The organism is Streptomyces peucetius (genome assembly GCF_025854275.1).
GTDB classification, from domain to species: domain Bacteria; phylum Actinomycetota; class Actinomycetes; order Streptomycetales; family Streptomycetaceae; genus Streptomyces; species Streptomyces peucetius_A.
Window position 1 is genome coordinate 2,214,660 of record NZ_CP107567.1, and the last position, 11,883, is coordinate 2,226,542.

The 11,883-nt window shown below is 71.8% G+C and carries 11 protein-coding genes; 5 read left to right on the forward strand and 6 right to left on the reverse strand.

All coding sequences use genetic code 11. The features are described from left to right. Positions 1-6: 6 nt before the first annotated feature. The 3 genes from OGH68_RS10175 to OGH68_RS10185 all read right to left on the reverse strand — a co-directional run bounded on the left by OGH68_RS10175 (position 7) and on the right by OGH68_RS10185 (position 3,534). Positions 7-1,197, reverse strand: a complete 1,191-nt coding sequence (locus OGH68_RS10175; protein ID WP_264243048.1) for a thiolase C-terminal domain-containing protein — start codon at positions 1,195-1,197, stop codon at positions 7-9. A gap of 97 nt (positions 1,198-1,294) precedes the next feature. Beyond that, the gene (locus OGH68_RS10180) at positions 1,295-2,473 is read right to left on the reverse strand and encodes a hypothetical protein (RefSeq protein ID WP_264243050.1); all 1,179 of its coding nucleotides are present in this window, start codon (positions 2,471-2,473) and stop codon (positions 1,295-1,297) included. Then, positions 2,470-3,534: a hypothetical protein gene (locus OGH68_RS10185; RefSeq protein ID WP_264243051.1), complete on the reverse strand. Its 1,065-nt coding sequence runs from the start codon at positions 3,532-3,534 to the stop codon at positions 2,470-2,472. Before OGH68_RS10185 ends, OGH68_RS10180 begins: the two co-directional genes overlap by 4 nt. Before the next feature lie 259 nt (positions 3,535-3,793). Between OGH68_RS10185 and OGH68_RS10190 the strand changes: the two genes are divergently transcribed. From OGH68_RS10190 to OGH68_RS10200, 3 genes are all read left to right on the forward strand, one after another. After that, the gene (locus OGH68_RS10190; protein WP_264249997.1) at positions 3,794-4,447 is read left to right on the forward strand and encodes a class I SAM-dependent methyltransferase; all 654 of its coding nucleotides are present in this window, start codon (positions 3,794-3,796) and stop codon (positions 4,445-4,447) included. A 39-nt stretch (positions 4,448-4,486) separates the two neighbouring features. Beyond that, on the forward strand, positions 4,487-5,428 hold the full coding sequence (locus OGH68_RS10195; RefSeq protein ID WP_264243052.1) for an N-acetylmuramoyl-L-alanine amidase: 942 nt from the start codon (positions 4,487-4,489) through the stop codon (positions 5,426-5,428). A 150-nt stretch (positions 5,429-5,578) separates the two neighbouring features. Then, positions 5,579-6,418: a DUF5336 domain-containing protein gene (locus OGH68_RS10200; RefSeq protein WP_264243053.1), complete on the forward strand. Its 840-nt coding sequence runs from the start codon at positions 5,579-5,581 to the stop codon at positions 6,416-6,418. Positions 6,419-6,478: 60 nt separating this feature from the next. On the opposite strand, the gene OGH68_RS10205 is transcribed toward OGH68_RS10200, so the two are convergent. Continuing rightward, the gene (locus OGH68_RS10205; RefSeq protein WP_264243054.1) at positions 6,479-8,149 is read right to left on the reverse strand and encodes an IS1182 family transposase; all 1,671 of its coding nucleotides are present in this window, start codon (positions 8,147-8,149) and stop codon (positions 6,479-6,481) included. A 157-nt stretch (positions 8,150-8,306) separates the two neighbouring features. Between OGH68_RS10205 and OGH68_RS10210 the strand changes: the two genes are divergently transcribed. Next, a complete protein-coding gene (locus OGH68_RS10210; protein ID WP_264243055.1) occupies positions 8,307-9,317 on the forward strand; it encodes an LLM class F420-dependent oxidoreductase in 1,011 nt (336 codons plus the stop codon). 53 nt (positions 9,318-9,370) lie between these two features. Further along, positions 9,371-9,661 (forward strand): hypothetical protein, encoded by a 291-nt coding sequence (locus OGH68_RS10215; protein WP_264243057.1) that lies wholly within the window; start codon positions 9,371-9,373, stop codon positions 9,659-9,661. A gap of 399 nt (positions 9,662-10,060) precedes the next feature. On the opposite strand, the gene OGH68_RS10220 is transcribed toward OGH68_RS10215, so the two are convergent. Further along, the gene (locus tag OGH68_RS10220) at positions 10,061-11,140 is read right to left on the reverse strand and encodes a prenyltransferase (RefSeq protein ID WP_264243058.1); all 1,080 of its coding nucleotides are present in this window, start codon (positions 11,138-11,140) and stop codon (positions 10,061-10,063) included. Beyond that, positions 11,137-11,880 (reverse strand): class I SAM-dependent methyltransferase, encoded by a 744-nt coding sequence (locus OGH68_RS10225; RefSeq protein ID WP_264243059.1) that lies wholly within the window; start codon positions 11,878-11,880, stop codon positions 11,137-11,139. Before OGH68_RS10225 ends, OGH68_RS10220 begins: the two co-directional genes overlap by 4 nt. Positions 11,881-11,883 lie beyond the last annotated feature (3 nt).

The window sequence follows — 11,883 nt, forward strand, 5'->3', positions numbered from 1 at the left end:
CGGGTCCTAGGACCTCCGCAGCAGCGTCACCACCGCCGCACCGCCCAGCCCGATGTTGTGCGCGAGGCCGGTGCGGGCGCCGTCGACCTGGCGGGGCCCGGCCTCGCCGCGCAGCTGCCGCACCAGCTCGGCCGCCTGCGCGAGCCCGGTGGCGCCCAGTGGGTGCCCCTTGGAGATCAGGCCGCCGGACGGGTTGACCACCCACCGCCCGCCGTACGTCGTCGCGCCGCTCTCGACGAGCTTGCCGGATTCCCCGTCCGGGCACATGCCCAGCGCCTCGTACGTCAGCAGCTCGTTGACGGAGAAGCAGTCGTGCAGTTCGACTACGTCCACGTCCTCGATGCCGAGCCCGGACTTCTGGTACACGGCGAGCGCGGCGGCGCGGGACATCGGCTTTCCGACGGCGTCGACGCACGAGCCGGAGGCGAACGACTCCTCGGTGTCGGTGGTCATCGCCTGGGCGGCGATCTCGACCGCCTTGCCGTGCAGTCCGTGCCGGACGACGAAGCGTTCGGAGACGACGAGCGCGGCGGCCGCGCCGTCGGACGTCGGCGAGCACTGGAGCCTGGTCAGCGGCGGGTGGACCGGTTTGGCGGCGAGGATCTCGTCGACGGAGTACAGGTCCTGGAACTGGGCGTCGGGGTTGTCCGCCGAGTGCCGGTGGTTCTTGGCGGCGACGGCGGCGAGCTGCGCCGCCGTCGTGCCGTACCGCTCCATGTGCTCGCGGGCCGCGTTGCCGAAGATCTGCGCGGTCGGCGGGGTCTCGGCGAAGCCGTGCCGGGCGGCCATGACCCCGTAGTGGCGGGCGACGGGCGAGGCGGCGAAGTCGCCCTGCCCGGCGTCGCCGCCGAGCGCGCCACGGGTCATCTTCTCGAAGCCCAGCGCCAGTACGCAGTCGCCGGCGCCGCCCTCGACGAACTGCCGGGCCAGCATCAGCGCGGTCGCACCGGTGGCGCAGTTGTTGCTGACGTTGTAGACGGGCACACCGGTGAGCCCGAGCTCGTACGCGGCCCGCTGCCCGGCGGTGGACGCCTGAAAGCAGTACCCGACGGGCACCTGCTCGACCTGCTCGTACGCGACACCCGCGTCGTCGAGCGCGGCGGCGCCGGCCTCCCGGGCCATGTCCCAGTACTGCCACTCGCGGGTCCCGGGCTTCTCGAACTTGGTGGTGCCGACGCCGACGATGTACGCCTTCATCTCTGGCACTCCTTCCGTCTCGCGGGCAGGGCCGAGGAAGCGCGTGCCAGAGTAGAACACGTTCCATTCTGACGGAAGGTCAGGAGGCACGGTCCGGTCAGGAAGCCGCCGGTGTCACCTTCACCGGGCCGCAGCCGATGCGCTCGGACTCCGCCTCGACATAGGCGGGCAGCAGGTCCCGGACGAAGTTCACGTCGCTGCGCAGCAGATCGATGTCCTCCACCACCATGACCACCGGCCCCGTCTGGCACGAGAGCCGGTACACGGCGCGGGTCGGACCGATCATCCCGCCCCCCTTCGTCCCCTTGACGCGGGCGCCGCCCTTGCGCAGCTCCAGTGAGTAGACCTCGGCCACCGCGGGATCGACGACCGTCGACATCCGTATCCCCCGGTAGCCGTCACGGCCCGAGTCGCACGTCCGGGCCGCCCCGCCCTCGCCGCCGAGGCGGTTCAGCTCCAGGCTCTTGCGGTACGCGGCGGGGAGTTCGAGGCCCTTCACCCCGCAGAAGGCGTCCGGCCGCACCTTCTCCCACTCGGGAAGAGCCGGCAGTTCCTCCGGCGCCCGGTAGGTGCCGGTGCAGCCCAGCTCGCGGATCACACCGTTGGCCGCGTCGACGACCACGCGGGTCATGGCGTCACGGTTTTCCCCGTCGTATTCGCTCTGCGTGTCGAAGTCGTGCTCGCCCAGGGCCACATCGACGACGGTGGCGCCCTCCGACAGGCCGGGGCGACCCACGCAGCTCTGCGGCAGGGCGAGCCACGCGCGGGAGGCGGACACCATGCCGGGCAGCCCGTCGCCCAGCGCGACCATGCGGCTGGAGAGGAACTCGGCCGGCCAACGCCGGCCGTCGTTGCCGTACAGACCGTCCAGGGAGTGCACCCGCACGACCGCCTGCCGGCGCGCCTCCTCGCCCTTGAAGCTGGTGATCCGGCACTGCCCGTACGAGAGGGACGCGGTGCTCGGGTCGCGTCGCAGCGCCTGCTCGTCGACCTCGAGCCGGCGGTCGCCGAACAGCGCGGAGACGCTGGAGTCGCGCAGCGAGTCCCAGCAGGGGTCGGGCTTCAGCAGCGGGAGCGTGTCCGTCCGCCAGGCCACCGTCCCCGCCCCGAGCAGCACGCCGACGAGCCCTGCGGCGGTCGCGGCGAGGACGGTGCGGTTACGGAGGAGACGGCGCAGCGGCGACGGCCTCGCGGGACCGGGCGAGGTGTCACGTGTCGTGCCGGGCGGCACCGGCGGACCGAACTCCCCGGGCCTTCCTTCGTTGTCCGTGGTCATGCCCTGCCCCCTGTCCCGCACCCGATGCGGTTGCCCACGGACGCGACGAAGTTCTTGAACGACCGCTCGGCAGCGGCCTTGTCGGCAGCGAGTCCGCCCCGGACGTGCCCGTAGAACACGGTCGGCCGGCCGTCGCACACGGCGCGGGACAGGCCCTGGCCGGCCCCCTCGGGCAGCCCTGCGAACAGCGCGACCGTACGCGGCTCACCGGCCATCACGTACTGCGCGGCCGGCTCGTCCGGCTCCCCGCGGGACTTCCACACCACCGAGCAGGTCTGCAGTCGTGGCGTCACGGCGCCCACCTGCTGCTCGTAACGGGCGCCGTCGCCGAAGGCGAAGCGCACGCCGGGTATCCGGCAGAGCGGGTCGCCGGCGCTCTCCTGGGCCTCGGCGACGGTGACGAGCGGCGACGTGGTGCGCAGCGGCTCGTCCGGGGCGCACCCCGCCTTCTCCATGCCCATGTTGGCCACCTCCAGCAGCATCCGGGTGACACCCGAGTACGTGGCGATGGTGAACGGCATGGCCAGCTTGCCCAGGTGGCCGTCGCCCCAGCCCTCGCTGCGGAGCGTCACCACGGACGGCCGGCCGTCCACGTCGCACGCCTTCGGCAGCACGAGCATCGCCCGGTCGCCCGCGACCAGTCCGTCGAGACCGTCGGGCAGGGGGGCGGCGGAACCGTGGAGGTAGTGGGCCAGCCACGCGCGGCGTTCCTTCGCGGCCTCGGGCACCGGACCGTAGTCGACGACGACCCGCTCGTCGAAGGTCAGCGGCTCGTCGGAGTCGCTGTCCTCGACCGTCGAGGACACCGCGACCGTGCAGGTCGCCTGCGGCCGTTCGGCCGACGGCGGCTTGGACTCGGTTCCGCTGCGGACGGAACCGGACTTCCCGAGTGCTTCCTCACCGAGGAAGGACGGGCCGCTGTTCTCCTGCCACGCTCCCCAGCAGTAGCTGTCGCGGAACGGCGGACTGTCCGTGGCGTACAGCCCGATACCGGTCGCGAACACCGCCCCCGCCAGCAACCCACCGACCACACCGAGGCGTTTCCGCCCTCCGCCGGCCATGACTTTCCCCCTTGCGAACTCGCCAAGTCAGAGCAAACGCACCGATGCTACGTGCCGAACTCGCAGGTTCGGCGGGGTGGGGTCGGAGCCGGTCGCCGGACAAGGCGACCGCCCCGTTCGCGAACATCTCCCAGCCCGCCGTGATCAGCCCGCCGCGTTCCGGTGAGGTGGATCACGCAATCGGCCTCGGCCGAGGGAAGCCGCTCGCGCGTAGGGCACGATGGCCCCCACCAGCACGTCCGCCCAGGAGGACCCGCCCATGGCCGCCACCGCCCCCGAGCCGGAGACCCTCGCAGCCTTCGAGGCCGCCAAAGGCTTCATGCCCGTGAACGAGGGTCTCGCCCTCTACGCGGCCGCTGTCGAGGCGGGCGCGCTCGGGCTGCCGCTGCTGGAGGTGGGGACGTACTGCGGGCGCTCGACGATCCTGCTGGCCGACGCGGCGCGCGAGGCCGGCACGGTCGCCGTGACCGTGGACCACCACCGGGGCAGCGAGGAGCAGCAGCCCGGCTGGGACTACCACGACCCTCAGACGGTGGATCCCGAGGTCGGCCTGATGGACACGCTGCCCTCCTTCCGCCGCACCCTGCACAAGGCGGGCCTGGAGGACCACGTCATCGCGGTCGTGGGACGGTCACCGCAGGTGGCGAAGGTGTGGGGCGGGCCGGCCGGCCTGGTGTTCATCGACGGGGGCCACACCGACGAGCACGCGACCAACGACTACGAGGGCTGGGCCCCGCACGTCGCCGAGGGCGGCCTGCTCGTGATCCACGACGTCTTCCCGGACCCGCTCGACGAGTGGACCGGCCAGGCCCCGTACCGCATCTATCTGCGAGCGCTGGCGTCCGGCGCGTTCACCGAGGTCTCGGCCACGGACTCCCTCCGCGTACTGCGCCGCACGGGTCCCGGCATCTGATCCCCGGGCCGACCGCCCGCGGGCGCTAGCATCGCGACCGTGTCGTACGACGAGAACCAGCACCACGATCCCCGGCCGCACCGCTCCCGTCGCGGCCTTGTCGCCGCCGTCACGGCCGCGGCACTGGTCGTGGGGGGAGCGGGCGGGTGGCTGGCCTGGCAGGCGGACGGTTCCGACGGCGGCACCCCCGCCGGCAGCGCCACGACGGCGGGCAAGCCGGGTGACTCCCCCACTCCCACCCCGTCGGCGGCCGCCTCTCCGCCCGCCACGTCGAAGCCCCCGGCGACGACCCCCTCCAAGAAGTCAGGACCACTGACAGGCAAGGTCGTCGTCGTGGACCCGGGGCACAACCCGGGGAACTTCTCGCACACCCGCGAGATCAACCGGCAGGTGGACATCGGCACCAAGCGCAAGGAATGCGACACGACGGGTACGGCGACCGACGCCGGCTACCGGGAAGCCGATTTCACCCTCGATGTTTCACGACGTCTTCGCACACTGCTCGAAAAGCAGGGCGCACAGGTCGAATTCACCCAGGACGCCGATCGCCCGTTCGGTCCGTGCATCGACGAACGGGCACGGTTCGGCAACGAAGCGAATGCCGACGCGGTCATCTCGATCCACGCGGACGGCTCCGCGGTCGGCAACCGCGGGTTCCATGTGATCCTCCCCGGTCGGGTAAAGGCGGGCGCCGCCGACACCTCGGAGATCGTGGGCCCTTCGCGCGAGCTCGGCGAGCGCATCGCCGGCAAGTTCCTGCGCGCCACCGGAAGCTCCCCCTCCAATTACGTGGGCGACGGCACCGGACTGGACGTTCGCAGCGATCTGGGCGGGCTCAACCTTTCGACCGTGCCCAAAGTCTTCATCGAATGCGGCAATATGCGGGATCCTGAGGACGTCGCTCTGCTCACCAGCGCGAGCTGGCGGCAGAAGGCAGCCCAGGGAATGGCGGACGGCATCAGCAGCTACCTCCAGCGGTGAGTGCGATACCGGGCGGACGTCCGGAACCGGCAGACGATAGATTCACCTCTACGATGGGGAGTCACCCCCGAGCTCCGCGTCAGCGCACACCGCCGAACAGGCGGCGGCGAAGACCGCCCCGATGATGAGACGACGACGAAGGATTTTTACGTGAACATCCGCTCCCTCACTCGAGGCGACGGCGTGGTGATCGGAGCAGCGGTGGTGCTGTTCATCGCCTCGTTCCTCAACTTCGTGAGCACCGACTGCCCCAGCGGCGTCGAGTGCAGCACCTACAACGCCTGGGACTCACTTTCCACGGTGATGTCCATCTACGTCGCCGGGATCATCGGCGCGGGGCTGCTGGTCCTCAGCCGCTCCATGCCGGGCCGCAAGGTCGTCGGTCTCGAGCTCGGCCAGTTCGGTGTGGCCCTCACGATCTTCGCCCTCTGGACGATGTTCTGGACGATCATCGACATGAACAGCGCGGGCGCCGGCGCCATCCTCGGTCTCCTGGGCACCATCGCCCTGGCCGGCGGCGCCATCGCCACGCCACTGGTCCCGGCACTCAAGGCCCCGCTCGTCGGCGCCCCCAGGCCGGCCCCGGCCGTCGGTCAGCCGTACGGCATGCAGCCCCAGCCGCAGGGTGGTTACGGCTACCCGGGCGCCGGCGCCCAGCAGCCGTCGTACGGTGGCCAGCCGGGTCAGCCCCAGCCCTACGGCGCCCAGCAGGGTGTGCCGCAGCCGCAGGATGCCGGCCAGCCGGCCGCGGCCGCGGCTCCGGCCGACGCCTCGCAGGGCGGCGCGGCGTCGGACTTCGCCCCGTTCTGGTTCGCCGTGCCGGTGGCCCGTCCGCTGTACGGCGAGGACGGTTCGCCGACGCCGATCGCCGAACTGGCGCCCGGCACCTGGTACCTGGCGGTCGAGCAGCGCGGTCCGGGTCTGGTGGCGCAGACGCAGGACGGGCGTCGTGGTGTCCTGCAGGACACCACGGGCATCCAGCGCGGCTGACCTCTCCGCACAGCGCACAGCGCACCGCACGGCCCCTCGCCCTTCCTGGGATGCCGTTGGCTAATTCGCCCCGTTGAGCTTGTGCTCGGCGGGGCGAAGTGCTGTCAGGTGGGAGGTGCGGGTTCGGGCTCGGGGCCTGTTGGTGCTCCAGGCGTCCATGCGTGCGAGGTTGATCGCGGTCGCGGTGAGTTGGTGCTGGAGCCGGGTCTTGGCGAGCCCGTGGTAGCGGCATTGGCGCAGGCCGGTGACTCGGACGGCGTGGGAGATGGTGCCCTCGATGCCGTTGCGGGCCGCGTAGCGTTCCCGCCACTCGGGGGTTCCCTCTGCGGCGCGGGCCTGCCGGATTGCTTCGTGTTCGGCGCGGGGCCGGAGCGTGATCTCCCGGTGGGGCCGGGTGGTTGAGTTGATGCACTGGGGCCGGGAGGGGCAGGAGCGGCAGTCCTTGGGTGAGAACTGGATCCGGATGACAGGGGTGCCGCGGTGCGAGAGCGCGTCACGCCACTGGCTGGTGGTCATGCCGTTCGGGCAGGTCACGGTCTTGTTGTCCCAGTCCACGGTGAACGCATCCTGCCCGTAGGGTCCGGCGGCCTGGGCGGTGGTGTTGCCTGCGATGGGGCCGGTCAGGGTGACGTCGTGCCGGGTCTGGGCGGTGACGATGCGGGGACCGTCGAGGTAGCCCGCGTCCAGCAGGTGTTCGCCGGGCAACAGGTCTTTGTCGGCGAGACTGTCGTGGACGGTGTCGGTGGCCTTGATGTCGGGGACGGTGGCGTCGCTGGTCAGCACGTTCGTGATCAGGTGAACAGTGTCCGGGTCGCAGGTCTCGGTGAGATGGACTTTGAACCCGTCCCATTTGATGTCGCGCTTCACGCTCGCGCGGGCCTCGGTGTCATAGGGACTGACCAGGCGCAAAGCGCCCGGCGGGCACTCTTTTGGGTCCCGCCACCTCACCTCGCCCTCCATGTCGACCGCGTACTGCTGCACCCACGCGCGACGCAGAATCTGGACGGCGGGCAGCTCGCGCAGCCAGCAGGGCGCGTGAGCGGCGTGCACGTTGGTGAGCAGGCGCATTCCGTCCCGGCCGGTCTGTTCCGCCAGCTCAGTGCGCCTGCCGCGGCCCGAGGGCAGCCAGTAGTCCTCCGGCCGGGCGGCATACCGGTCGAACCATGCCGGATCGGCATGGCCGGTCAGCCACTCAGGGGCGGCTGCCGCGACCGCGTTGAGCGCCGCCCGCAGTGTCTCGATGACGAACTCCAGCCGGTTCAGCGACCGGATCGCGGCCAGCACATGCGTGGAGTCCGTCCGCGCTCGCCCCGGCGGCTTCAGCACACCCGCCTGCCGGGCGGCGTCCAGGACCCGGTCGAAGACCATTTGCCCGGCCTCGGCCTCGACCAGCCGGGCACGGAACTCGCACAGCACGGAGTAGTCGAACCCCGCATCGGTCAGTTCCAGGCCCAGGGCGTACTTCCAATCGATCCGGGCCCGCACCGCCAAGGCCGCCTGCCGGTCGGGCAGGCCCTCGGCGAACTGGAGCACCGACACCAGCGCCAGCCGGCCCGGCGACACCGCGGGCTTCCCCCGGGCCGGGAACAGACCGGCGAACTGCTCATCGGTGAACAGCACCCCCAGCTCGTCCCGGAGCCGGATCGCCAGACTCCCCTTCGGGAATGCCGCCCGAGCCACCCGCACCGTCTCCGCCGGAACATCCCCCGGCTCCTCCGGCTGCATCGACATCGACACCCTCCCCAAACGACAACGTCGGCCTTCAAGACCACAACCAGGTTTTGAAGGCCGACGTCACGCCCGGCCCCGGATTAGCCAACGGCATCCCCTTCCTGGCGGGGGGCCGTTGGCGTACCCTGACGCCCCGTCAGACAACCGGGAGGCAGGCATGCGGCTCGGACTCGCCCTCGGCTACTGGGGCCGCGGCCCCGACCCCGGCCACCTGGAACTGGCCCGCGAGGCCGAACGGCTCGGCTACGACTCGGTGTGGACGGCGGAGGCGTGGGGGTCGGACGCGTTCACCCCGCTCACCTGGATCGCGGCGCACACCTCCCGCATCCGGCTGGGCACGGCGGTGGCGCAGATGGCCGCGCGCACGCCGACGGCGACGGCGATGCACGCCCTCACGCTGGACCATCTCTCCGGCGGCCGGATGATGCTGGGCCTCGGCCTGTCCGGGCCGCAGGTGGTGGAGGGATGGTACGGCCGCCCCTTCCCCGGGAGCCCGCTCACCGCGACGCGCGAGTACGTCGACGTCGTCCGGCAGGTCATGGCCCGCAAGGGGCCGGTGGAACTGGCGGGCCGCTTCCACTCCCACCCGTACGCGGGCGGCGACGGCACCGGCACCGGCAAGCCCCTCAAGCCGATCACTCACCCGCTCCGGGCGGACCTCCCGCTCCTCCTCGGCGCGGAGGGGCCGAAGAACATCGCGCAGACGACCCGTATCGCCGACGGCTGGCTCCCGCTGTACTGGTCGCCGCTGCGGACGGACGTGTACGAGGCGTCCCTCGCGGACCTCCGGGAGGGCTTCATGGTCGCCCCGATGGCCCGCGCGCAGGTCTGCGACGACATCGCGGAGGGGCTGCTGCCGGTGAAGGCGATGCTCGGCTTCTACATCGGCGGCATGGGCCGCGCGGTCCGCAACTTCCACGCCGAACTGATGGCCCGGATGGGCTTCGAGGCCGAGGCCCGCCGGATCCAGAATCTGTTCCTGGCGGGCCGCCGGGAAGAGGCCGTACGTGCCGTGCCGGACGACTTCGCGGACGAGATCTCGCTCGTCGGACCGCCCGAACGCATCGCGGAACGGCTGGAACTGTGGCGCACCGGACCGGTGACGGACCTGCTGGTCACCGCGCCCGACATGCGTACGCTGCGGGTGCTGGCGGAGCTGAACGCATAACGCGGCGGGGCATCGCAGGGTTTCACACGTGCACAAGCGGCAAGACGCCGTACATGACAACACGCGCGAGCAACACCACCACCGCGGCGAGGATCATCGCCGTCGTCGCGGACGTCATCGCCTTCGTCATCGGCCTGTGGATCCTGATGTACCTGCTGGAGGCCAACCGCGCGAACGAACTCGTGGAGTTCGTCCGCGAGTCGGCACGGTGGCTGGCGGGCTGGTCGCACGACTTGTTCACGTTCGAGGAGGAGTGGGCGAGGGTCGTGTCCGGCTACGGTCTGGCGGCGGTCGTCTACCTCTTCGCGGGGCATGCGGCGGCGGGCGCGCTGCGGCGCCGCTGACGCGTGCGGCGGGTCCGCTGCGCGGAGCCCACCCCGCCCCTTCCCGAAACCGGGCTCCGCCCGGACCCGTTTCCGGGGGCTCCGCCCCCGTACCCCCGCGCCTCAAACGCCGGCGAGGCTGGATGTGGCCGCCAAGGGCTGGTGTGCCGCGCAGCGGCACACCAGCCCGGCCGCCGATTGAGGCCACCGCGCGAAGCGCGGTACCGGGGCCCGGGGCGGAGCCCCGAACACCGCCCGGAGGGCGGACCGCCGGCCCAGGGCGCAGCCCCAAACGGGGCCCGAGGCCGAGCCCGGTACCCGGGGCCCGGGGCGGAGCCCCGAACACTGCCCGGAGGGCGGGCCGGGGTCCGGGGCGGGGCCCCGGTTTCGGGGAGGGGCGGGGTGGGGGAACGGCCCGCGTCAGTGGGTGCCGCAGCAGTCCGGGGCCAAGCCCCTCGGCAGCCGCTCTCCCCCGAAGACCGCCACCGTCGCCTCCTCGCCGCCCAGCGCCGCCACCGCCAGCAGCAGTGAGCCCGCCGTCCAGGTCGTCAGTTCCTCGGGCCACACCGCCCGCTCGCCCTCGAAGACGTAGCCGGTCCAGTACAGCCCGCCGTCGGCGCGCAGGTGCTGGACGGACTGCAGGATCTCCAGGGCGCGGTCCGACTCGCCCGTCGCCCAGAGCGCGAGCGCCAGCTCGCAGCTCTCGCCGCCCGTGACCCACGGGTTGGGCAGCACGCACCGCACTCCCAGCCCCGGCACCACGAACTCGTCCCAGCGGGACTCGATACGCGCCTTGGCGTCCACGCCGGTCACCGCGCCGCCCAGGACCGGGTAGTACCAGTCCATGGAGTAGCGGTCCTTGTCGAGGAAGCGCTCCGGGTGGTGGCGGACGGCGTGCGCCAGTGCGCCCGCGGCGAGTTCCCAGTCCGGCTGGGGCTCCTCGCGTTCCTCCGCGACGGCCAGCGCGCAGCGCAAGGCGTGGTGGATGGAGGAACTCCCGGTCAGCAGCGCGTCGTTCACCGCCGTCCCGTCCGGCTCGCGCTTCCAGCCGATCTGCCCGCCGGGCTGCTGCAGCGCGAGGACGAACTCGATCGCCGCGTACACCACGGGCCACATCCGGTCGAGGAAGATCTCGTCCCCGGTGGCGAGGTAGTGGTGCCACACGCCGACCGCGACGTAGGCGCAGAAGTTGGTCTCCCGGCCGTGGTCGGTCACGGCGTCCGCGTCGCCGTCGTGGTAGGCGGCGTACCAGGAGCCGTCTCCGTTCTGGTGCCGGGCCAGCCACTCGTAGGCCCGGGCCGCGGCGTCGTGTTCGCCGGCGGCGTCGAGGGCCATCGCGGCTTCCGTGTGGTCCCATGGGTCGAGGTGGTGACCCCGGAACCAGGGGATCGCGCCGTCGGCGCGCTGCGCGGCGAGGATCCCGGCGACGGTCTCCGCGGCCTGCTCGGCGCTCAGGACCCCGGGCAGGACAAGGTGCTCTGTACGTCCCGGCAACGTCACTTGGCTGCGTCCACGGCGTCGGAGGGCAGGTGCGGCTTGGTCGCGTACGCCACGAAGCTCTTGCCGATCAGCGGGTTGAGCGCCTGCTCGGCGACCCGGGTGGCCAACGGCTTCTTCATGATGTCCCAGACCAGGAGCTTGTGGTACGCCTTGACCGGCAGGGCCTTGTCGTTGTCGACCCCGAAGGCGCACTTGAGCCACCAGTACGGCGAGTGCAGTGCGTGCGCGTGGTGAGTGCCGTAGGGCCGCAGGCCCGCCTGCTTCATCTTGGCGAGCAGTTCGTCGGCCCGGTAGATGCGGATGTGGCCGCCCTCGACTTCGTGGTACGCGTCGCTGAGGGCCCAGCAGATCTTCTCGGGGCCGTAGCGCGGGACGGTGACGGCGATACGGCCGCCGGGCCGCAGCACGCGCACCATCTCGGCGAGCACACCCTTGTCGTCGGGGATGTGCTCCATCACCTCGGAGATGATGACGACGTCGAACGACTCGTCGGGGAAGGGCAGGTTGAGAGCGTCGCCCTCCATCGCGGTGGCCGTCGCGCCCGCCGGGGCCTCGCCGGCCTCCTTCATCGCGGCGAACCACTTGGCGACCTCGCGGATCTCCTCACCGTTCTGGTCCAGGGCCACGACCTGGGCGCCGCGCCGGTAGCACTCGAACGCGTGCCGGCCTGCGCCGCAGCCCAGATCGAGCACGCGGTCGCCCGGGGCGAGCGGGAAGCGGGAGAAGTCGACGGTCAGCACGGG